Here is a 22,796-nt window from a genome sequence, read left to right on the forward strand (position 1 = left end):
GAGTTTTGAGTTTTGAAGGAGTGTTGAGCGTTGAGTTTTGAGTGTTGAGTTAAGCAGATGTTTTTAACTCGGAACTCTCAACTCAGAACTCATAACTTTATGAAACGACTGCTAAAATGTCCTTCTCTGAGAGCAGAACGTACTCTTCTGTGCCGAGTTTGATGTCTGTGCCAGCGTACTTGGAGTAGAGAACCTTGTCGCCCACAGAGACTTCCAACTCAACACGAGTGCCTTTGTCATCGCGCTTGCCAGGTCCCACAGCGACGACTTCCCCTACTTGAGGCTTTTCTTTGGCATTATCAGGAAGAAGAATTCCACCAGCGGTTTTCTCTTCAGCAGCGCTCACTTTCACAAAAACGCGATCGCCCAGCGGCTTAACAGTGGATACGCTTAGAGATACAGCTGCCATACAAACTTCGCTCCTATTACAGGTTTGACTCAAGACACACGATTCGTTCGTTGAGAATTAGCACTCTCAACCTCTGAGTGCTAATTTAGCCCAACCAGTGTGCGATCGCAACAAAATTCTTTGTACGGGTTCCCGAACTTATCCGGTTGTCGGAAGACTTTAGTAGAAATGCTTAAGACACAAAGATAGCTTTAGTCATTGGGATGGCATAGCGCGATCGCACTCAATCTGCTAAAAAAAATTGGAACCGCTAAAATCTCCTAAAAAACGGATATCTCGCTTCTTCCAAGGAAATCAAATAAATAATGACTGAAAACACAGTGGCTGAATCTAGCCCTGAAATTCCTGAAACTTGTCAATCATCAGACCCAAACGCTCTCGCCGCTTGTGTGCAGACCTTGGGACTGAATCAAATTCAGCGCCATGTCTTCATCTGTGCCGATCCAACCTTACCCCAGTGTTGCTCCAAGGAAACCAGTTTAGAATCTTGGAATTACTTGAAAAAGCGACTTAAAGAGCTAAAACTAGACAAGCCTTCCGACAAAAGCCCTCTTTGCATTTTCCGCACCAAAGCAAACTGTCTGCGAGTTTGCTCCCAAGGCCCAATTCTAGTCGTTTACCCAGATGGTGTTTGGTATCGTGGAGCGACTCCTGAAGTCATTGAGCGGATTATCCAAGAACATCTGATTGGCAACAAAATTGTGCAAGAATACGCTTTCTTAGTTCATCCACTACCAAAACCCTATACAGTAACATAGTAGCTACGTTATATTCTTCCGTGTACCTACTAGATTTTCGTCGTTGTGACCCATGTCAGTGACTATAATTTTCTAAAAAGAGATTATAGGAATTGCCTAGACTTAGTAGGAGTCGGTGCAGCAGGGTGCTGAAAAAAACGTAAACTATACGTACAAAACGGTTAAAATTTTCACAATTCCAGGCTTGGCGAGTGGCACAGCATGAAAGACACCAGTATAAGAGATAACAAACGACTGTTGCTGATTGATGACGACCCCAACCTGATTTTGCTGGTCAAGGACTACCTGGAATTTCGGGGGTACGAAGTCATCACCGCTGAAAATGGTCGGGAAGCACTGGAAGTTCTAGAGCATGATATTCCTGACATGATTATCTGTGATGTCATGATGCCAGAGATGGACGGAATTGCCCTTGTGCAACACGTCAGAGAAGATCCCCGCATCAGCTGGATTCCAGTTCTATTCCTCTCAGCGAAAGGTCAAAGTCAAGACCGAGTCAAGGGTCTCAATACTGGGGCAGATGTCTACATGGTCAAGCCCTTTGAGCCTGAAGAATTGGTGGCGCAAGTGGAATCTTCTCTTAAGCAGGCCACTCGCCTAATTCATCATCCAGCTAGAGGAACCGAAGGAGGGTCGAAACTCCAGGTACCTGACACTGTAGAATTAACCCCGACCGAGCTGAAAGTAGTTCAGTTTGTGGCAAGAGGTATGGCAAATCGAGAAATTGCTGAGCAGATGAACGTCTCTCAGCGCACGATTGAGAGCCACGTATCCAATATGTTAGGTAAAACGAATCTCCATAACCGCACGGAGTTAGCTCGTTGGGCGATTGAGAGTAATATGGCTTAACAAATAAAAAGGCAAAATTAATAATTGAAATTATTAATTTTGCCTTTTTAAATTTTCGTTACCACCCATCTTGTTCGCTGTCAGATTTGCCCCACAGTTCTAGATCCAGTTCATTCAAATAAGTTAAGGCGCTTTGAAGTTGGCGAGTCGATCCTGAGAGTTCTAGGTCAAACCAGCCATCATCTCTAGCGTTGGCTCCTAAAAGGGCAGCAGCAATATTAACTGTGACACCGTGGTGAGAGACTAGTCGTGAGATGATTGGATCTTCCTGATATTCCTTGGGAATGCGGATTCTGACACGCATTTTAGTAGGTCTGTTATCTTCGTGCCCAGTCGTAGATTGAGCTGGTTTAGAGGTATTTACAGGCAAGTCATTTGTACTGTACATAGTCTTCAATTCCTCCTATTCAACATCTTTAATACTGGTTTTACGCTCTAGAATTTCTTTCAAGACCAGGGTCACTAACGCGAGTGCGCCAAGCAGAACGGCGGCTGAGAAAGATGCTTGAGTCTGGTATTGCTTATAAGCTTCCTCCACAAACAACGGCAGGGTTTGAGTTTTGCCCGCAATATTGCCAGATACAACCGAGACGGCACCAAACTCGCCCATGACTCTGGCGTTGGTCAAAATGACGCCGTAGAGGAGACCCCAGCGAATATTCGGCAGAGTGACGCGCCAGAAGATTTGCCAGTCATTCGCACCCAACGTTTTAGCCGCTTCTTCTTGATCCGAACCAGCTTCTTCCAAAACGGGAATCACTTCACGGGCGACAAAAGGCATCGTAATAAATGCGCTCGCCAATATCATTGCAGGCGCGGCAAAAATAATTTTTATGTTTGCTGCCGCTAGCAGCGACCCAAACCAACCATTGCGTCCATAGAGCAGCACGATCATCAGTCCAGCGACGACCGGGGATACGGCAAAGGGGATGTCTAAAAGGCTGATGAGAAAGGTTCGACCCCGAAATCGATGTCGTGCGACCACCCAGGCTGCACAGAGTCCAAACACGACATTCATCGGTACGACAATTAGGGCGATCAAGATAGTCAGCTTTACAGCATGAAGAAAGTTGGGTTCCGTCAGATTGTGTATAAAGGGGCCAATCCCTCCCTTAAATGCTTGCACAAAGACGTTGATGGCTGGAATGAACAGAATTACAGCTAAGTAAGCGATCGCTACCCCAATCAAAACAAATTTTACCCAGCTTTTTTCCTTCTGGATTGAGGAGACTTGAGGCGTTTTTGAATCTGGATTAAAAGACTTCCCTGCTACATTAGAGTTCATACCGTCGTCCCCACGCTTGCAAAAGATTAATTACGATTAGAACTAACAGCGAAATTACTAATAAGACGGTGCCAATCACCGTTGCGCCTGAATAGTCATATTGTTCCAATCGCTGAATAATCAAAACAGAGGCGATTAAGTCCTTAAAAGGTATATTCGCCGCCACAATTACGATCGAGCCATATTCTCCAACAGCACGCGCAAACCCCAACGCTACGCCCGTTAAAATTGCTGGCATTAAAGGTGGCAAAACAACCCGCCAAAAGGTCTGAAATTTAGAGGCTCCCAAAGACCAAGCGGCTTCTTCAATTTCATGCTCCATTTCTTGCAATACAGGCTGCAAGGTTCGCACCACAAATGGCAAGGAGATAAACACCATCGCGATCCCCACTCCCAATCGCGTGAATGCCACCTTAATCCCCAAAGGTGCTAGCAGGGAACCAATCCAACCGTTCTCGCTGTAGACCGTTGCCAGTGTCAAACCCGCGACTGAAGTAGGCAGCGCAAAAGGCAAATCAATGGCTGCATCAATGAACCGTTTGAATGGAAACTCATAGCGAACCAAAACCCAAGCAATCAAAACGCCAAACACCCCATTCAGCAGTGCCGCAATCAAGGCTGTGATGAAGGTGACATCGTAGGTCGCAAGAGCGACGGGACTGGTAGCAATCCTCCAAAAATCAATCGGTTTCTCTGTACTTGCTTTCAACAGAAGGGCGGACACGGGCAGGATGAGCATGAAGGTGAGATACCCCAAAGTAATCCGCCAAGGCCAGGACATACTGGTTATCTGGTGAAATGGGTTTTTCGACACAGAAGTTTGTTGAGGAGGAGCCGATACAGCCATAGGAAAGTATCCAGGATTATAAGGATGATGAAATTTGGTACTTGTTCTTGGTTTTACTGGTGGCTAATTGCTAATGAATCTTAATCTTTTGTTGGTTGATCATGATGCAATTAGCAATTAGCTCCTAGTCAGTCTTTATCTGCCACCAGCTTGAATTTTGTCAAAAATTGTTCCGTCATCAAAAAACTTCTTCTGGATCTCGTCCCAGCCCCCTAAATCTTGAGCGGTGAAGAGAGTTTTAACTGGGGTATACTGCTTCGCGACTTCTTCCCCTACTGTCGGATCAACGGGTCGGAATCCCACCTTGGCAAATTCTCGTTGGGCTTCTGGGGTATACAGAAACTTGACAAACGCTTCTGCAATTTCTCTTGTACCGTGTTTGTCAACGTTTTTGTCCACAACGGCGACAGGGCTATCGATGGAGATATTCGTATCGGGCACGACATAAGGCAGTTTCTGACCGTTTTGTCCAGCCAATATTACTTCGTTTTCATAGTTGATTAAAACATCTCCCTGCCCTTGCTTGAAAAAGACATCGCTGGCTTCGCGGGCGTCTCTCGGTAGCACGGGGACATTCTTGTAAACTTTAGTGACCAATTCTTGGGCTTTAGCATCATCACCGCCCGTTCTGGTCACAGAACCCCATAAACCTAAGAAGTTCCAGCGAGCGCCACCAGAAGTTTTGGGGTTAGCTGTAATGACTTGCACGCCATCTTTGGCTAAGTCTGCCCAGGTTTTAATTCCTTTAGGATTGCCCTCGCGAGTAACCAGTGCTGCAACAGATCTGGTGACAATTGCACCATTCGGTGCTTCTTTCTCCCAACCAGTTTCAATCAACCCGGCTTTCTCAATCTTCTCGGTATCAAGAGCGAGAGCCAGGTTTACAACGTCCGCCTCTAAACCATCGATTACAGCACGGGTTTGGGAGCCAGATCCACCATAGCTTTGGTTGAAGGTAACGTTTTGGTTGCGTTCCTGCTTCCACTTAGCGGTGAACTGGGGAATAATTTTTTCGTACGCGGCGCGAGTCACTGCGTAGGAGACGAGGGTTACTTGTGCATCGCCGGTTTTTGCCGCGGGACTAGCACTACCTGTAGCAGTAGTTGTCGGGGAATTAGAGTTACTGGGGGCGCAAGATGCGATCGCTACGCTTAAACTCATCCCCAACAGGAACATAGACACAAAACCCTTCCGGGAAGTGACCTTCAGCCATCTGGCTGTCTGTTGTTTCCACGGTTGAAGTGCCTTAAGCCGAGTAATTTGCCACAAACGCATGAACGCTCTCCTTTAATCCCCGGTACATCGGTCGGGATACCGTAATTCTGGGTACGAACATAGATTTTACAGCAACTAAGAACGTTTGTGTCTAGTTCCGCGAAATTTCAACCAGAGGTTTGGTTAAGAGGAAGGGGAGGGCGATCGCTGCTCTAGCCCAAATCAGCCGAGTAATTTATGAGACTCGTTTTTCTAAAATCGAATTGGGTATTAATACTGAAAGGACTGGATATTTAATTCAAAAATTGCTATTGTATACATTGGTTGCTGGTGTAGCTCAGGGGTAGAGCAGCTGATTTGTAATCAGCCGGTCGCAAGTTCAAATCTTGTCACCAGCTTTTTTGTGACGTTTGTGCCTTCTAGCTTCCTTGTGACTTTACCCATAACTTTGCCGCAACGGCAGGCTTATGCTTCCATCTAACAGTGGCAATATTATGGTTCCAGCTTTCACTAAAATTACTTCATTGGTGTAGATAGAGCTTGCTTCTCAGTTAGCGATTGACCTGCCCTAAAGCTAGAATTTGGTGGAATAATCTATGGGCTGCCCAAGCTATATAAACGCCTAATGCACCATAAGCAATAACTTTCAAAAAGTAATTTATAGATAATCGCGCGATCGCTACAAGTACACCTATAACAGCGACTTGGGTTTTGGAATCAAGCGGAATCCATCATGCCTTGGCACTTTAGAAAGTCTACGAAAACGGCTGGATGACTCAGGAGATAGAGCAATTAGTTAAAGATAAGCAAGGTCGCCAGTACCAAATGAAAGGCGATTATGACGATGAATCTGGGCTTCTTGTCGTCAAGCTGCAATATCAAAATCAGGAAGTTGGCCGGCTTCAATGCCTCCTAGAATATCCGCCAGGAGAAATGAAAATAGGCGACTTGATTATCTCCGATGATGATGATGTCGTGGAGATTCCAAGGTGGCGGAAAGTATTTAAACTCAAGCCCAGAAACTACCGCAACAAAGGACTCGGCACTCACCTTCTAAAGTTTGCGCTTAATTTCGCTCGCCAGAAGGGGATGAGACGCATCTACGGTTGCTTAACTCATAAAGATATCGCCACCACTCCAGGTCTTATCAACTGGTACAAAAAGCACGGGTTTGAGCTAGAGTCGCCTGCGCCAAAAGACCCTTCTACGACAGCGCATAGAATATCTCAACAGCTTTGAGCGAGTGGGGCGATGGTTCCAGCAAAAGCGAACGGACTTCTTCGGCGCAACGCGATCGCTCTTTTGCATCGAAAATTTCACGGTTTGGCAGAGATCCCGTGCGCCAACAATCACTAGCAGGCCTTGTAGCCTAGCCTATAACCAACTTTTCCCCTTTGCACCGCCAAGCCACCTTGAATTTAAAGAAGGTTAACTTATATGGAAAGAAATAAAATACTAATTGCAACAAAGACTTATCCTTCAATAAGCACCAAATACAAAGAAACTGTTTGTACGGCTGGAATCTTATTGGATGACGACGAAAATCCTAAAAGTTGGATTCGCATTTATCCTATTCGTTTCCGCGAGCTAGAAGTCGATAAAAAATTTCCTAGATGGAGTATTATCAGCGCTCGAATAGAAAAAAATGATAAGGATGCTAGACCTGAAAGTTATAGGATAGATGATGATTCTATAAGTGTCCTTAGAAAAGTCGGGACGGAGAATAATTGGGGAAAAATAAAATCTTTCATTTTCCCTTTTCAGTTTGATTCCATCAATAGTATTAAAAAACAAAATAAAACTCTAGGTTTAATTAAGCCTAAAAATATAAGTAAATATTTTTGCAAGCCAGTAGAACGTGAATGGAGCGATAAGCAGCAAGCCGTGCAGGATCAGCTCGAGTTGCTCGATTTACTAGAACCAAGCAATCCATTGTCAACATTAGAGAAAATTCCTTATAAGTTTGGATATGAATTTACAGATAATGATGACGTTAAACACAAATATACAATCACCGACTGGGAAATCATGCAGTTGTACAGAAATTGTAGAGAACGCTCAAAATTAGCTGATTTATACTCTAAGGAGAATGAAGCATTGGAGAAAGTTAGGCAAAAACTCGAAAGCAGCTTTATGTATGATAAAGAGCTTTATTTTATTGTTGGGAATTTAAAAAGCCATCCCCAGAATTTTATGATTATTGGTTTAGTGTACCCACCTATAGTAAAATATGAACAGCTCAGTTTTTTCTGAATAAAAATGGCTATTATTGCTACAGAAGATGATTCTAAAACTATTTCTAATATGGATAGACTCATCCTGACTTTTGGTTATGGAAATAGAACAAACCACGAAGTTTTTTTAGATTACTTACATGAATTTAATGTCACTTGTGTAATAGACGTTAGATTAAGCCCTCGTGCTTGGAGTCGTCAATGGTACAAAGAGCAGATAGAAAAAATTTGTAGTTATAAAAAAATTAAGTATTTATCAAAAGAATCTCTAGGTAATACATCTGGTAAAAGTAACTGGATTCCTCCTGATTATGATAAAGCGCGTGAAACACTAATAGAAATTTCAAAGCTTGCTGAAGTCGGCACGATTTTACTATTGTGTGCTGAGATGGACTCATCTAAATGTCATAGAGTAGATGTTGCTTGCGAACTACAGAAGCTTGTTGATGTTCCAATTAAACATTTGAAGTAAACTAAAAAAGCACCGCCTCAATTAAAAACCTTCAAGCGTTACATCGAAAATTTCGTAGTGGAACACTCTCTAAAGCGTCAACTCTTACGGAATCAACAAAGAAGTGTTTTAACGCAAATCCTTGGCTCAAGTCTTGGCTCAAAAGTTGAATTCGCAAACAACTCGACCAGTTTGTTTGTCTACGCGATGCTATGGAGTATGTTCTATACTTAGCGTCCTAACCGCCCTGGCTGTTGCTATACTTCCACACTGCCTTGAAACACAAACTGAAAGTTTCTGCTTTCCGTAGTTTTACAATGCGTAGTTTAAACAAGCATTTCAGCAAAACTTCATCAAAACTTCATCTTTTGAGAGAAAAGAGGCTGCTAATTAAAGAATTTGTAAAGATAGACTCTGACCGAAAACCGTAGTGATAGTTCCTCCGTACAGTACACAGTCATTGTCAATCACCGTTAAAACTAAGCATATTTGCGTAGTTTTAGTTACTTGTTGAGCTTGGCTGACAAAACTAGAAAAAATTAGCAGTCGGAGAACTACCCATGAAACTAATTAAGCTTGGTACAGCGATCGCTGCATTAACTGTAGCTACGATGTTCGATCTGCTCGGCGTTGCCAAACCCGCAGAGGCAGCGACCATGAAGCTGATTGGTCTGAACGACGATAACAGCCTGGTTTTCTTTAACCGCAAACTTTCCAAGATTTCTAGCACCGTAAAGATTGCAGGGGTTGATGGGACTGTGCTAGGGATTGACTTTCGACCAGCCGATGGTCTCCTCTACGGTGTCACAGACAAAAACGGTATTTATACGATTGACACCACCACAGGTGCTGCGACTTTGGTAAGTAACCTCAGCGCTCCCTTCTCTGGAGGAGTCACGTCAGGATTTGACTTCAATCCAGTACCTGACCGCCTGCGGCTTGTTGGTAGCAATGACCAAAACCTTCGCATAAACGTGGACACTGGTGCAGTGATTACTGATGGAACCTTAAACTATGCATCTGGCGATCCCAACTTCGGAGCTAACCCCAATATTACCGCTGCGGCCTACACTAATTCGTTTGCTGGGACAACCACAACCGCGCTGTACGGAATTGACTTTGCTCTCGACACATTGGTTCAGCAGAACCCGCCCAATGCTGGCATTCTGAACACGATTGGCTCCCTAGGTGTTGATTTCGGCGAAACTGGAGGATTTGACATTGTAACGACCAAGAAGGGAGGTAGCATTGTCAATAATGCCTTCGCAGCTTCTGGCTCGAACATTTACAGCATCAACTTGGGCACAGGTGCTGCTACGACACTAGGCACTTTCAGTGGCGGCGGCAATATTGTTGGTCTTGCTGCCACTTCCGTCCCGGAGCCTGGTACTGTAGGTTCTTTGATCGGTTTCGGTGCGCTTGCCCTACTAAGTCGCAGCCGTCGTCGCGTCAAGTCGGCTAATTAATTATAGTTTTCAGATTTCATCTTGTGCCCTTGTGCTTTTTGGGCTTTCAGTAAGGTGGGTATTGCCCACCTTACTGAACTTAGAAATCTACAGTTAATGGCGCACGAGGGAAGGGGATCACATCCCGAATATTGCCCATTCCGGTCATAAATTGTACTAAGCGCTCAAACCCTAAACCGAAGCCAGCGTGAGGAACTGTGCCATAGCGCCGTAGATCGAGATACCACCAATAATCTGCTGGATTTAGCCCTTGAGCTTGTATTCTTCGCTCTAGCACGTCTAGGCGTTCTTCCCGCTGCGATCCCCCAATAATTTCGCCAATTTTAGGAGCCAATATATCCATTGCGCGGACGGTTTTTTCATCGTCGCTCAAGCGCATATAGAAGGCTTTGATTTCTGTTGGGTAGTCAGTAAGGATAACAGGTTTTTTGAAGACTTCTTCAGCCAGATAGCGTTCGTGTTCTGACTGCAAATCCAAGCCCCATTTGACGGGATACTCGAATTTTTTATCGGCTTTTTCCAAAAGCGCGATCGCATCCGTGTAAGTCAACCGTTCAAACTCGTTGTTAATGATATTGTCCGCTGTAGCGAGAACGGAGTTATCAATTCGCTGGTTAAAAAACTCCATGTCTTCAGGACACGTCTCCAGCACATACTTGAAAACGTGCTTCAGGAAGGCTTCTGCTAAGTCCATATTGCCTTCTAAATCGCAGAAAGCCATTTCTGGTTCTACCATCCAAAATTCTGCCAAGTGGCGAGAAGTATTGGAATTTTCTGCTCGGAAGGTGGGGCCAAAAGTATAAACATTGCTGAATGCCATCGCCATGACTTCAGCTTCCAGTTGTCCGCTGACGGTGAGATAGGCAGGGCGTCCAAAAAAGTCTTTGCTGTAATCAATCTCCTGGGCGTTTGTGCGGGGGATGTCCTTTAGATTGAGGTTGGTGACGGTAAACATCTCTCCCGCCCCTTCACAGTCGCTAGCGCTGATAATCGGGGTATGAACCCAGAGGAATCCTCGCTCTTGAAAGAACTGGTGGATCGCATAGGAACAGGCATTGCGGACGCGGAAGACGGCACCAAAGGAATTAGTGCGCGATCGCAAATGTCCAATTGTTCGCAAAAACTCAAATGAGTGACGTTTCTTTTGCAACGGATAGGTTTCGGGATCGGCTTCCCCGTACACTTTCACCGTTTCTGCCTTCAGCTCAATCCGCTGTCCTTTTGCCGGAGACTCTACCAGCACACCCGCAACTTCTACAGAAGCACCCGTGTTCAGCTGCTTGATGATGTTTCCATAATCTGACAAATCCGGATTGAGTACAACTTGGAGATTAGCCATTGATGAGCCATCGTTGACTTCAACAAAGGCACATTCTTTCAATTCTCGCTTCGTTCGTACCCAGCCTTTGATCGTCAGCGGCTCATCTGGCTGACCATTTCGCAATATGTCTGCAATCCGTCGAGTCACCATGTTGTTATCTGTTGTTATCTGCTAAGTGAAGGTTTCGATAGTTAAAGGGTTGAAAATTGAGGGTTGAAGCTTTAACTTTCAACTTGCCACCTTTTCAACCTGCTAACCCCTACCCAGCGCAGGACTTCAAGATCCAGCCTACAACAATGCCAAGTCCTGCAAAGCGGACAGCTTGCCAAAAAGGTTCTTTTAAACTGTCCCAAGAAAATAGACGACTTTCTAAGTTAAGTTCTATAGTATCCAGCTCTTCTTTGATGCGCCGCAGCTCGACTTGAAGTTGTCGCTGCTGTGAAAGCTTTTGTTCCTTTTTTATCTCGTCTAATCGTTCCTGTAGTTCTGCTTGCCGTTGCTTGTCTTGCTGCACTTGGGCGTAGCGTTCTTTGAGATCGGCAAGCGAAGTCTCAACTTCCAACAGCGATCGCTCAAATTGCTCTTGATCCCCAAGTGGGGAAGGTGATGGATCTGATCCTTTTGGACGGCGCGGCATACAGTAGAGTAGGGATAAATGCGAGTCTATCTTCAGTATGTCTCAACCGACCCAGCTTTCTAAAACCTCTGACTTGAACGAACTGAGTACCCTGGAACTCGCTCAAGCTCTGGCAGAACGCTTGAGTATTCAACCGAATGATTGGCATCGGCTCAAGTCTAACCGCAAAGTTCGTGCTGGCGAACAAGCCATCGCCGCATTGGTATTTCTCCTGAAAGATCAACCGGAAGAAGCGTTGGTGCGCTTTCAGCAGGCTTCTGGCTGGCTGGACAAGTCTATCTCAGCACCGCCTTGCCCAACTCATGGACACAACCGTTAGAAAAGCAGGGGTTGCCGGAAGCGATTTTTGACTTGCTTGCAGAGTCTGAGTTCCGTTCCCTGGTGGTTCCAGTGGACTTGATCGAAGATTTGGTGGAGGATACACATCCCTCTGCCGCTTTCTGCTTCGTCGTCAGGGAGATGTTGTTCGGGGTCAGAATGGCAATCACAGGGGGGAGAAAAGCCCGTTCCTTCGTCTGAAATTACCCACCAGTATTGTCCTTCTACCATCGAAAAGCGGACGGACACGGTCTTACTGGGATCGAGCTTATTGCCGTGTTTTGCTGCATTGACTAGCGCCTCTTGCAGCCCTAACCGAATTTCTGCTTGCCACCGAGATGGAATCTGAGCTAAGAGAAGATCCAGGACGGGACAAAGGTAGAGGGTAGAAGCGAAGCTTATCGTGCCCCAAGTTCGCCTTACCGGACGCTGTGAGATAGCAATCACTCAAAAAACCTCTAGACTTTCATTCAATAGAATTAACAGTCAGATGCCGAAGGGTATGCGCGTAGCGCTATACAGCTTTGATACGAGTAGTTTTGGACCCATCTTATGCGTACAACATCCTTTACGTACAACATCTCTTGCGTACAATCAGGGGAATCACGTAGATTCGAGATGATGTCCAGGCTTAAGTACACCTATCGCCAAGCATTAATCATTGCGTATTTGTCCGGTACTCTCTTTTTTTAATCGAGGATACCAACTACATTTTTCCGTTAGATTACTTGGCAAATTGCTAGCTTTCTGACGGATACGAATAACTTGCTAACTTCTGACCTCTAGAGGAGTGCTTTCTATCCTAAAAGTTGTAGGATAAACCACTTTCTCTATTGTAACAAAATCTTCTAAAAAAGCCACCCCGAACCTCAGTCAAGTACACTACAGAGGGCCGTCATTGCCGTACAAGAACGGCGGCACATTCAACGTGAGACGTTTGGGGAAAGAAGTCAGCAGGTTGTACGCGGGTTAGCTTATAGCCACCCGATTGACACAATAATTTGAGATCGCGAGCTAGGGTAGCGGGTTTACAACTAACGTAGACAATCCGACTCGGCTGAATTTCTAAAAGGGTTTCTAAGACATCGCGACCGTCCTTCGGACGCCCTAAGCTGACGCATCCCTGCCGCGGGGGATCGAGCAATACAATATCCGGCTTCACCTCCAGCGTGGGCAATAACGTCTCTACCGTTCCCGTATAAAACTTTACATTCGTGATGTTATTCAATTGGGCATTGAGAGTCGCTTGCTCGACTGCTTCTGGCTGCATCTCCAAGCCAATTGCCTGCTTTACCTTCTGCGCCAACGGCAAGGTTAACGTGCCAATGCCGCAGTAGGCATCTACTAGCACCTCATTGCCTTGCAGATCCAGTTCATCAGCGATCGCCTGTAACAGCGCTTCAGCTTGCTCTGTATAAACTTGAAAAAAGGTGTCGGGACGCACTTGGAACTGTAAACCCGCGAATTCCTCAAGCAAGTAAGGTTGTCCGGCGATACAGCGGGTTTCCCTGCCAAAAATTGCATTGGTGCGATCGGGATTGCAGTTCAGCGAGACGCCCACTAGCTGGGGGTACCGAGTTAACCACTCCTGAGCTTGAGCATCGATCCCGGCAAGATTCCAATCTTTGACGACCAAGGTTAGCAATATTTCGCCCGTGCGTCGCCCAATCCGCAGCCCCAAATGACGGATTTTCCCTCGGTGAAGTTTTTCGTCATAAATTCCCCAACCCCGCTCCTGGATGTCTTGCTTGACTTCTGCCAGCAAGGGATTCAGACGCGAGTCTTGAACCGGGCATTGATTCAAATTAATCAGGTGGTGGCTGCCTTTTTGGTAGTAACCTGCTTGTACTTGACCAGTGGATGACCGTTTTACTGGATAGGTGGCTTTGTTGCGATAGCCTAAAGGATCGGCAACTGCCAGGACGGGATCGACCGTTGGCTGGGCGATCCCGCCAATGCGTTCTAGGGCTTGGATCACCTGATTTCTCTTGGCTTCTAGCTGGTGTTGGTAGTCAATATGCTGCCACTGACAGCCCCCGCACTTATCTGCCACAATGCAGGATGGACGGATGCGATCGCTAGATGCTTCCAAAATCTCGTCTAATTTGCCGTGGGCATATTGAGGTTTGACTCGCACTAAGCGCACGCGAACGCGATCGCCCGGAACCGTATCCGGGACAAAAACTACCCGACCTCCCAAACGACCCACTCCGTCACCGCTGTCACTAAGATCGCTGATGATTATTTCCACCAGTTGACCTTGTTGCCAAAGGTCTTCACCCGCCTCGCTAGAACCTGTATTTAGTGATTTTGTTAGTGACATATTATCTCTGTCTCTTTATTTGTGTCCCACGGACTCGTTAAACTACGAATGATATTCTGAATCATCCCGATAATCATGAGTGTAGTTAGCCAAGTTATTCTCAAAGCAGACGACGAACTTCGTTACCCCAGTAGTGGCGAACTCAACAGCATCAAAGACTTTTTGCAAACTGGCGCACAGCGGGTGCGTATCGCCAACACGCTGGCTGAAAATGAGAAAAAAATTGTTCAAGAAGCCAGTAAGCAGCTCTGGCAAAAACGCCCGGACTTCATTGCGCCAGGGGGAAATGCCTACGGGGAGCGGCAACGGGCGCTGTGCCTGCGGGATTACGGCTGGTACTTGCGTCTAATTACCTACGGAGTTCTGTCCGGTGACAAGGAACCGATTGAAAAAATTGGTTTGATTGGCGTGCGGGAAATGTACAATTCCCTCGGCGTTCCTGTCCCAGGCATGGCTGAATCTATCCGTTGCTTGAAAAAAGCCTCCCTCGACTTACTTAGCGAGGACGATGCAATAGCCGCGGCTCCTTATTTCGACTACATTATTCAAGCCATGTCCTGATTCTATCGCTATCAAACAGAACATGCGAGCGCGGGTGAAGAAGAAAGATTCTTCTTCACTTCTTGTCTTTATGCTTGTAGCGACATGCTTGTAACGACAAAAAACCGACAGTCTCTCTATAGAATCTGTCGGCTGGTCGTGTGTTCCCTATTGATGACTCGGCTAGAGTTCAGTCGTCTCTTAGTATGACCACTCAGCCATACAGGGAGAACGATATCAATCATCTTCTTCTGTGATTGCGATCGCACAAGAAGATCGCTTACGAATGCGTAGGACAAAGTTGCAGGCGCAGTAGTATCTTGCGCGATCGCCCAAAAGACAAAAATCTCCCCAGCCTAAAAAAAGCCTAAAAAGGAGACCATAGTTTGCTAGCTCAGTGTAGACTCTTGGTACAAGATTGATACGCCAAAGGGAGCGCAACGAATGGAATGTCTTTCCTGAAAAGATTGCCTAGGGCAACCCTGGCGTTGCTTCTGGGTACTTATTGCGTATACGGCTGGTTGTTTTCCTTTACATATACCTGGGAGATTTTGCTGTTAGAGATAGGAGTAGCCTTGTTGATAGCTTTGGTTTTAACGGCTCCTATCAGGCTCTTAAGAATCTTTTTTGCCCGTTGGATGAATTCCGATACTAGAGCCTTCCTTTCAGTCATAACCGGAGCTTTGGCTGGGGTCTTCATCCTCACCTGGATTAATATTTTTGCCAATATTTTTGTTCTACTCTCAGCAGGTGCCCTAGCTAGACTAGACCTTCAAACTGCTAAATTCAATGCACTGCAAGCTTTTTGGATTCTCGTTGCCGTATCTTGGAGCGGGTTTGGTTTAGGCTTGATACTAAATCGTTTGTTGCTACATCCATCTTTTTAGCCAACGCCTCCATCAGCTTCTGTCTTGCGTTTAGTAGGCACAACACCATAGATTGCAGCCTATTGCGCCTTTAATTTCTCTCAATGGACACTGTAAATACCGTCACACAGGGCGAGTCAATGGGTGCTAGATTTCTGGAAACTAGAGTAAGCGTTTAACTGTCCTCTTGCTCTACAGCAGTCTTGCTGTGGGGCAGTTTTGTTTTTAGCTGCAAGCACAAGAAAAAGAGGCCCGATCGCGCCTCTTCTCGTAAAGTCTTCTTGCGTGGGGTCCCTTAATCTTGCTCCGGTAGCTGAACCTGCACTCCCCCTTCTGGCGTAATAATGACTTTACCACCCAGCACCTCAATGCGACTGATAGCAATCTTGCGCGTGCGATCGTCAACCGCATTTTGTAAAATCATTGTCCAAGCACCCACTTGAGCCGACTTACTATTAGGGTTGCGAGCTAAAAATTGTGCAGTCTGACGAGAAATAGCTGCTACATTCTTGCTTTCTGGATCTTCATAAACACTCGCCCACTCCGCTGCCTTTTCAAAGGATTTCCTAGCAGCTTGGGCATCTCCTAAAAACAATAATTCATCAGTCCCTTTATAACGCCAGACATAATAAGACCTTGGTAGAGCTTTAGGAGAAAGTGAATGTAATCCTTTCTGCATAAGAGCAACAGATTTTTCTGGCATCCCTGCATACATAGAGATGCTGGTAGAAAGAACCAGATATGCTTGTAAAAAACGCGGATCTCGATCCACAATTATTTCAAAGTATTCTGGACTGAGGTTATACCCTGTCTCTTCGCGTGCTGTATCATCACCAAAATAAGACAGAAAACCGAGCATTACCCAGTCCGCAAAAATATTATAAAAACCAAAAGAGGGAGTTTTTTGTAGCAGATTGAGACGTAATCTTTCGGTGTCTACTTCTCTATTGAGATTTTGCTGCGACGTAGTTTTGGCTCCGATACGCAGTCGGTTTAATTGGGATACCTGTAAAACTCCAATTGCTAAAACACACGCCAGAGTTACACAAAACGTAACTATCGAGCGACTTAAGTTTTGATGAAATTTGGAAAGCATTTGTATTCGCCGCCTCTCAAGCAAGATAAAGTCTATGAACGGTCAGCCTCTCAAACACTAGTTGTTTTTGACTCGTGGCTGGGTTACAGTTGATGATGTTGAAGTCGGTGATTGATCGCCTGATGGGTTTTTGCCTCACTCATGCCTTCTAGACTGAACGGTTTTACCCTTGACAATCCTCATTGTTTGTTAAATATTGTTAAGTCCACCTTAAAACACGTAGTTGCCAAGTGAGAAAGTTTGAGCAGAGGTGATTGTTACCATAAAATGATTTAGTAACTACTACATAGCTCCTTTTCTACTTCCAGTCAGTACCCTTCAAGAAGAAGCTGAGAAAGGCCCCTTTAATCTAGCTAGGGTTGAAAGAAGGCTACTTCCTAACAAATCCTGAATAAATCTTGAATTTAGCTTTATTTGAAATAACTTGTCCCTCTTTAGCACCACTAGATACACTAATCGCGAACATTAAAATTATAATTTTCAATTTGTAACCTTAATCCACCAAAACGTAAATTTTTATTATGTCATTTTTTCTTTCCAGCTTAAAAAGCAGCGGTCATTTAGAGCAAGTTCATATGACTGTAGGGATTGTTGGCTCTCGCAAAATAGTAAGGGAAGATGATTATGCAAGTCAAGGTTGGCATATATTTGCGCCTAATCTTACTATTTATGGATTTGATGCTGATGCAGAAAGTTGTGATGCAATGAACTCGGAGATTGAAGCTCGACAAGTCAGTTGGAATGAAAAACATATCCCACAAGTTCTTTGGAATTCAGTTGGGGAGGCTACCCTCTACGTAACTAATTTTACTGGTAGCAGCTCATTATATCCTCCAAACGAATCTTACCTAAAGCGCTTTGCTGGATATCTAGAGTGGCACCAATTAGTTACTACAGTGGAAGTTGACACAATAACTTTAGATGCTTTTTGCGAATCTGAACAAATTGAGGAAATGGATTTTTTACAGGTTGATGTTCAGGGAGCCGATCTCCAGGTTTTAGAAGGAGCCAGTAAAATTATAGAGCGCAGTATACTGGGTATTTTAACTGAGGTCGAATTTATTTCTTTGTATAGGAATCAGCCTCTTTTTAGTGATATAGATACTTATTTAAGAAACAAAGATTTTACACTTTTCGATCTGGCTATCAGCACTGGACGTGGAGTTCGGACGGATTCACCAATTGTATCAGAAACTCACCCCGGTTCTTTGATTTGGGCAGATGCTTTTTACTTTCGTGACTTAATTCGAGAAGACTTGAATACACACTTAAAGACACCTGAGCGAATTTTAAAACTAGCTTGTATTGCTGATATTATGAATTTTGCTGATTATGCTTTAGAACTATTGGAGTATTTGACACTGAATTACGGCGAAGACGGAAAATATAACTTTGCTGACAATATAATAGAGAGTCTAGCTCAAGTTCCAGAGTTAGTAGCACAAGGGCTAGATTCCCTACCTATTGTTGCTAGAATTAGCAAATATACTAGTGGTAAACATCCTTGAAAACATATAAGAAATAGAAACTGGTCTCGTTTTCTTAGCCGAAAAGTAATTTACTAATTTTATGAAGTGTAGAATCTGTGAATCAAACTCTATAAAAATCGCCAATGCTAAAATAATGCAAAAGTATGACATTGATTATTTTCAATGTTCAAATTGCAGTTTTGTTCAAACGGAGGAACCTTATTGGCTTGAAGAAGCATACTCTGAAGCTATAGCTAGTAGTGATGTTGGGCTATTATTCAGAAACATCAACTTGTCCAAAGTATCAAGTAATATAATTGTTAACCATTTTAACCATGAGGATAAATTTCTAGATTATGGAGGCGGATATGGTGTATTTGTTCGGTTAATGAGAGACTTAGGAATTGATTTTTATTGGTATGATAAATTTTGCCAGAATATATTTTCTCAAGGCTTTGAAGCTGAAAATCAAGAAAACAATTGCTATGAATTAGTCACAGCATTTGAAGTATTTGAGCATTTGGTAGAGCCAATTGCTGAAATAGAGCAGATATTGAAATTTTCTAGAAATATTTTATTTAGCACTGAATTGTTACCAGCAAGTAATCCTAAGCCTAACGAATGGTGGTACTATTCGCTTGACGAAGGTCAGCATATTTCCCTATACACGGGTAAAGCACTGTCTATAGTTGCTGAAAATTTCGGTTTAAATTTATATTCAGATGGCTCATCCTTGCATCTCCTAACAGAAAAAACCTTGAGCCAAAATTGGCTTACTAGCTTGTATGGTGATGAGCAACAGAATTTTCAAAAAAAATCACTACTTCAAAGAGATTATTTAAAAGCTATTGGTAAGCTGGATGATGATAATAATAATAAGGAGGTTAAAACTACTGAGGAAGATAATAATGCTGTTTTTGTAGCAGGGACAAAAGAAGTAAAAATTGCTATTGATGGGGTATTTTTCCAACTGTATAAAACTGGGATAGCTCGCGTCTGGAAATCGTTGCTTGAAGAATGGACAAAAAATGGTTTTGCCCAATATATTGTAGTTATTGACAGAGCTGGAACTGCTCCTAAAATTCCTGGTGTTCTATATCGCCCTGTACCAGCTTATGACTACAGCACAACGGATGCTGACCGGGCAATGTTGCAGCAAGTATGTGATGAGGAGGGTGCTGACTTATTTATTTCAACATACTACACAACCCCATTGTCAACACCCTCTGTCTTTATGGCGTATGACATGATTCCAGAAGTCATGGAATGGGATTTTAACAATCCTATGTGGCAAGAAAAGCATTATGCCATCCAACAGGCTTCTGCTTATATAGCTATTTCAGAAAATACAGCCCGTGACTTGGTAAAGTTTTTCCCGCATATTGCTAGGGAATCGGTAACTGTAGCTCATTGTGGAGTTACAATAAATTTTTCACCAGCAAGCATTCCAGAAGTTAATAATTTAAGAACAAAGTACGGCATCTCCAAACCATACTTTATTTTGGTCGGTATAGGCGGTTATAAAAATACAATTTTATTCTTAAAGGCTTTTGCTCAACTTCATAGTAGACAAGGCTTTGATATTGTTTGTACGGGTAGTGGAGCTTTACTGGGCGACCAGTTTAGAACCTATACTTCAGGTAGCGTTGTCCATATGCTACAACTGAGTGATGAAGAGTTGAGAGTAGCTTATTCCGGTGCTGTTGCACTGGTTTATCCGTCTAAATATGAAGGGTTCGGGCTACCTATTGTGGAAGCAATGGCTTGTGGTTGTCCAGTCATTACTTGTCCCAATGCGTCTATTCCTGAAGTTGCAGGGGAAGCGGCATTATACGTAAATGACGAGGATATTAATGGGCTAACAAATGCCCTTTGTGAAGTTCAAAAACCGGAAGTACGCCGCTCATTAATATCAGCGGGAATGGAACAAGCGAAAAAATTTTCTTGGGAAACAATGGCCAGAACAATTAGTTCTGGCTTAATTGAAGCTACTCTCTTGCTTTTAAAGCTGAAAGACATCAATTTAATTGTTTTTCCAGATTGGTCTCAACCAGAAGAATCTCTAAGCATAGACTTAGAAACAGTTATAAAGGCGATCGTAACTCACCCACAAAAAAGTCAGATGGCGTTACTTGTAGAAACTGCCAATATTTCTGAGGAGGAAGCCAATCTTATTTTATCCAGTGTAGCGATGAATCTTATTATGCAAGAAGATTTAGATGTGACTGAGGAACCAGAAATTTCCCTGACTGGGAAATTAGGAGAAATACACTGGAAAGCTCTGTTGCCTCGAATTTATGCTCGAATTGTTATGCAAAACGAAAATCAACAGGCGATCGCAGTAGTGAAAGCAGAAAACATTCCAACCTGCAATCTTAACAGCTTCAGCCAGAAGCGAATTGTTCAGCTCGAAACGGGCGGATGGAACCTTCAGTAGACACCGGTCTGCTTTGTTGGCTCTTCAGGCTATCCACCAGCTTCAACATATTTTTGCCACATCTGCTCATATGCCTTCTCCATCTCACGAGTAAACTGTTTGGCATTCCACAGGGGGGATGTCTGCCTTGATTGCCGCAGTTTCCAAGCGATTTGTTGCCGCAAAGCGGGGTCTTTACCCAAGCGAACACCCCACTCGACATATTCATCATCAGTCCACGCAATACCTTCTGTTACACCCACATTCGTCATCATTGTGTAGCTGTTGCGAGCCGCAAATTGCTGACCAACTCGCGTCACCAAGGGAATACCCATCCAGAGTGTTTCTAGGGTCGTGGTGGCTCCATTGTAGGGATAAGTATCCAGTACAACATCAGCAATCTCCAGATTAGCTCGGTGAGTTGCTTCTAATGCCACCTCTGGTAGAAATCGCAGGCGATCGCAATTCACCCCCTCTTCTTCTGCAATCTGGTTAAAAAAGTTTTTAATTGACTCTTGATCAGCCAGACCTTTAATCAAGAAGTAGCTATTGGGTACTTCCTTGAGAATCTTCATTTGCAGTTGTGCCGTATCGCGATGACGCTTGTATCCGCCTTGAGCCGTGAGATACACCACCGCATCGCTGGGAATATTAAGCATATCCCGACGCAAAGTCGGTACGCCCACTTCAAAACCATCTACTGCTATATATGTCTGTGGCAATCGCCAGATTTTCTCAGTGTAGTAATCCTGAGCCGAGTCTGGTAAAACGTAGGGATCAGCAATAAAGTAATCAATAGCTGGTAAACCTGAAGCATCCCAGCCCAGCCACGTGACTTGAACTGGTGCAGGCTTTAATGCCATGACTTCACAGCTGATATCTAACGTGATGCTATCAAGATCCACTAAGATATCTATTTCATCTTGATAAATTTGCTCAGCAATCTCTAGACCATCCATCTCTAATTTGTGAGCATGGGAAACCTGTTCAACGTACCATTCTTGTAAATAGTCGTTTATCTGTCTATAGTTAACAAAATAGGCATTAATTTCAAAGCGATCGCGATCGTGATGCTCAAAGGGCCATCTTGCCAGCCAACCAACCGAGTGCCTTCCTAAGCAATGAGATAAGTAGCCAATTTTGAGAGGTTTGGTAGTTGTACCGCTTCCCCCACTTGATAAGCGTTGTTGACGATATTGCTCTGCTTGCTCTTTTGCATAATGTTGAACATTGGACTGAAAAATATGAGAAACTTGATTTTGAATAAAACGATTATTTTTTAAGTCATCTCTGTAATACGGCAAAAAAAATGTGGGTGTAGATAGACGAAGGGTGGTGATTTGATCGAGCAACATCGGTGGTTCTTCTATCAGCGCCAACAACAACGATTCCTGCTGATGGAAGACAGAAAGAGCTTCTTGCCAATATCCTCCTGCACCCATCAGCCCTTGCAAAATCAGCTGAATGGCAAAAATTTTATCTGGCAACGTTTGCATTAATGAATAACATAACTTAGCTGTTTTTATACACTCCTCATATTGACCAGCCTTCTTATAAAATGCAGCCAGATGCCTTAAAACTTCTTGATCTTCGCCATCTAAACGTAAACATAATTCTGCCAATCGTGCTGCCAGTCCAGGTTGCTTTGTAGAGTAAGCGATTTTGATAGATGCAGGTAGTATTACACTCATGAAAGCTTGAGACTCATGAATATAAGGAAGACTAGCTTCCGCGAAGTTCAGTAGTGACGGTTCCAGTGGCGCGTAATCTAAGGTATTTTGCAATACTTGTAGCAATAAATCAGGGTTAACTTCTATTCCTTGACCTGACTTGAGTACATCAAGGAGTCCTAGGGAAGTTAAGTCTTCTCCAGTAAACCTCTTCATTTGAATAGAAAGTTGAATAATCTGCAATAGATTATTTACATCACCGGGACTTATTTCCTCTATATGGTGTCGGAGCGCCCAAGCCACTGAGTAGTCGGCAAGAGCCTCTCGCCGTTCTGCTTCTGATTGCAGAACTTGTATCAGTTCCTTTGTCCACAGTTCGACTTGTTCCGGCTCACCTTCTGCCATTGCTAGCATCCAGGTCATTTGGGCTTCTGCTTCCTGTTCCTGCAACAGTAACAGCATACCCAAATACCAGTAATGTAACTTGATGTCCGGTTCTATCTCAATTGCCTGTTCGTATAGGCTCGCGGCTTTAGTATATTTTCCTTGAATTAAATACTGACAGGCTTGCTGCTGCCAGTTAGCTAGATTAATCAAAGGGCCTTCAGTAGTCATAGGAAATAATC

The 22,796-nt window shown here is 44.0% G+C and carries 22 protein-coding genes and 1 tRNA gene; 12 read left to right on the forward strand and 11 right to left on the reverse strand.

Features of this window, described 5'->3' with window-relative positions; translation table 11 throughout:
- Window positions 1-97: 97 nt before the first annotated feature.
- Window positions 98-409: a co-chaperone GroES gene (gene groES, locus NC994_RS05085; protein WP_190412813.1), complete on the reverse strand. Its 312-nt coding sequence runs from the start codon at window positions 407-409 to the stop codon at window positions 98-100.
- A gap of 305 nt (window positions 410-714) precedes the next feature.
- On the opposite strand from groES, the gene NC994_RS05090 reads away from it, so the two are divergent.
- Complete coding sequence (locus tag NC994_RS05090; RefSeq protein WP_190412814.1) at window positions 715-1,167, forward strand: ferredoxin; 453 nt, start codon at window positions 715-717, stop codon at window positions 1,165-1,167.
- Between the two features lie 201 nt (window positions 1,168-1,368).
- Window positions 1,369-2,016 carry a response regulator transcription factor gene (locus NC994_RS05095; RefSeq protein ID WP_190412815.1) on the forward strand — a complete coding sequence of 216 codons (648 nt, stop codon included), beginning with the start codon at window positions 1,369-1,371 and terminating at the stop codon, window positions 2,014-2,016.
- Window positions 2,017-2,074: 58 nt separating this feature from the next.
- Here the strand turns inward: NC994_RS05095 and NC994_RS05100 are convergent, their stop codons facing one another.
- The 4 genes from NC994_RS05100 to NC994_RS05115 all read right to left on the reverse strand — a co-directional run bounded on the left by NC994_RS05100 (window position 2,075) and on the right by NC994_RS05115 (window position 5,423).
- Window positions 2,075-2,320: an NIL domain-containing protein gene (locus tag NC994_RS05100; RefSeq protein WP_347275919.1), complete on the reverse strand. Its 246-nt coding sequence runs from the start codon at window positions 2,318-2,320 to the stop codon at window positions 2,075-2,077.
- Window positions 2,321-2,419: 99 nt separating this feature from the next.
- Entirely contained in the window at window positions 2,420-3,301 is an 882-nt protein-coding gene (gene cysW / locus NC994_RS05105; protein WP_190439852.1) for a sulfate ABC transporter permease subunit CysW, read from the reverse strand.
- Window positions 3,291-4,148, reverse strand: a complete 858-nt coding sequence (gene cysT / locus NC994_RS05110; protein WP_190427910.1) for a sulfate ABC transporter permease subunit CysT — start codon at window positions 4,146-4,148, stop codon at window positions 3,291-3,293. The genes cysW and cysT overlap by 11 nt, the downstream gene beginning before the upstream one ends.
- 135 nt (window positions 4,149-4,283) lie before the next feature.
- On the reverse strand, window positions 4,284-5,423 hold the full coding sequence (locus NC994_RS05115; protein WP_190439855.1) for a sulfate ABC transporter substrate-binding protein: 1,140 nt from the start codon (window positions 5,421-5,423) through the stop codon (window positions 4,284-4,286).
- A gap of 266 nt (window positions 5,424-5,689) precedes the next feature.
- Here NC994_RS05115 and NC994_RS05120 point away from each other — a divergent pair.
- From NC994_RS05120 to NC994_RS05140, 5 genes are all read left to right on the forward strand, one after another.
- Window positions 5,690-5,761 (forward strand) — tRNA-Thr (locus NC994_RS05120).
- A gap of 373 nt (window positions 5,762-6,134) precedes the next feature.
- Window positions 6,135-6,602 carry a GNAT family N-acetyltransferase gene (locus tag NC994_RS05125; RefSeq protein WP_190439858.1) on the forward strand — a complete coding sequence of 156 codons (468 nt, stop codon included), beginning with the start codon at window positions 6,135-6,137 and terminating at the stop codon, window positions 6,600-6,602.
- A gap of 198 nt (window positions 6,603-6,800) precedes the next feature.
- Entirely contained in the window at window positions 6,801-7,616 is an 816-nt protein-coding gene (locus NC994_RS05130; RefSeq protein ID WP_190412821.1) for a hypothetical protein, read from the forward strand.
- 6 nt (window positions 7,617-7,622) lie between these two features.
- A complete protein-coding gene (locus tag NC994_RS05135) occupies window positions 7,623-8,069 on the forward strand; it encodes a DUF488 domain-containing protein (protein ID WP_190412822.1) in 447 nt (148 codons plus the stop codon).
- Window positions 8,070-8,608: 539 nt separating this feature from the next.
- On the forward strand, window positions 8,609-9,514 hold the full coding sequence (locus tag NC994_RS05140) for a DUF4394 domain-containing protein (protein ID WP_190439861.1): 906 nt from the start codon (window positions 8,609-8,611) through the stop codon (window positions 9,512-9,514).
- 79 nt (window positions 9,515-9,593) lie between these two features.
- Here NC994_RS05140 and asnS read toward each other — a convergent pair whose 3' ends face one another.
- Entirely contained in the window at window positions 9,594-10,985 is a 1,392-nt protein-coding gene (gene asnS, locus NC994_RS05145; RefSeq protein ID WP_190439863.1) for an asparagine--tRNA ligase, read from the reverse strand.
- Between the two features lie 109 nt (window positions 10,986-11,094).
- Complete coding sequence (locus NC994_RS05150) at window positions 11,095-11,472, reverse strand: DUF2203 domain-containing protein (RefSeq protein WP_190439867.1); 378 nt, start codon at window positions 11,470-11,472, stop codon at window positions 11,095-11,097.
- A 37-nt stretch (window positions 11,473-11,509) separates the two neighbouring features.
- Here NC994_RS05150 and NC994_RS05155 point away from each other — a divergent pair, with 37 nt between their 5' ends.
- Window positions 11,510-11,791, forward strand: a complete 282-nt coding sequence (locus NC994_RS05155; protein WP_190427741.1) for a DUF6439 family protein — start codon at window positions 11,510-11,512, stop codon at window positions 11,789-11,791.
- On the opposite strand, the gene NC994_RS05160 is transcribed toward NC994_RS05155, so the two are convergent.
- Both NC994_RS05160 and rlmD read right to left on the reverse strand, forming a co-directional pair.
- Window positions 11,788-12,237, reverse strand: a complete 450-nt coding sequence (locus NC994_RS05160; protein ID WP_190412826.1) for an ATP-binding protein — start codon at window positions 12,235-12,237, stop codon at window positions 11,788-11,790. The genes NC994_RS05155 and NC994_RS05160 overlap by 4 nt on opposite strands.
- A gap of 448 nt (window positions 12,238-12,685) precedes the next feature.
- The gene (gene rlmD, locus NC994_RS05165; RefSeq protein WP_190439869.1) at window positions 12,686-14,113 is read right to left on the reverse strand and encodes a 23S rRNA (uracil(1939)-C(5))-methyltransferase RlmD; all 1,428 of its coding nucleotides are present in this window, start codon (window positions 14,111-14,113) and stop codon (window positions 12,686-12,688) included.
- A 75-nt stretch (window positions 14,114-14,188) separates the two neighbouring features.
- On the opposite strand from rlmD, the gene apcD reads away from it, so the two are divergent.
- The gene (gene apcD / locus NC994_RS05170) at window positions 14,189-14,674 is read left to right on the forward strand and encodes an allophycocyanin subunit alpha-B (RefSeq protein ID WP_190429046.1); all 486 of its coding nucleotides are present in this window, start codon (window positions 14,189-14,191) and stop codon (window positions 14,672-14,674) included.
- Between the two features lie 428 nt (window positions 14,675-15,102).
- A complete protein-coding gene (locus NC994_RS05175) occupies window positions 15,103-15,540 on the forward strand; it encodes a hypothetical protein (RefSeq protein ID WP_190429045.1) in 438 nt (145 codons plus the stop codon).
- A 274-nt stretch (window positions 15,541-15,814) separates the two neighbouring features.
- Here the strand turns inward: NC994_RS05175 and NC994_RS05180 are convergent, their stop codons facing one another.
- Window positions 15,815-16,615 (reverse strand): hypothetical protein, encoded by an 801-nt coding sequence (locus tag NC994_RS05180; protein WP_190439871.1) that lies wholly within the window; start codon window positions 16,613-16,615, stop codon window positions 15,815-15,817.
- A 521-nt stretch (window positions 16,616-17,136) separates the two neighbouring features.
- Here NC994_RS05180 and NC994_RS05185 point away from each other — a divergent pair.
- Complete coding sequence (locus NC994_RS05185; protein WP_190439874.1) at window positions 17,137-18,123, forward strand: FkbM family methyltransferase; 987 nt, start codon at window positions 17,137-17,139, stop codon at window positions 18,121-18,123.
- 115 nt (window positions 18,124-18,238) lie between these two features.
- A complete protein-coding gene (locus tag NC994_RS05190; RefSeq protein ID WP_242030427.1) occupies window positions 18,239-20,521 on the forward strand; it encodes a methyltransferase domain-containing protein in 2,283 nt (760 codons plus the stop codon).
- A gap of 29 nt (window positions 20,522-20,550) precedes the next feature.
- Here the strand turns inward: NC994_RS05190 and NC994_RS05195 are convergent, their stop codons facing one another.
- Window positions 20,551-22,785 (reverse strand): O-linked N-acetylglucosamine transferase, SPINDLY family protein, encoded by a 2,235-nt coding sequence (locus tag NC994_RS05195; protein WP_190439878.1) that lies wholly within the window; start codon window positions 22,783-22,785, stop codon window positions 20,551-20,553.
- Window positions 22,786-22,796 lie beyond the last annotated feature (11 nt).

This window comes from Trichocoleus sp. AS-A1 (assembly GCF_039962015.1).
Lineage (GTDB): Bacteria > Cyanobacteriota > Cyanobacteriia > Cyanobacteriales > FACHB-T130 > FACHB-T130.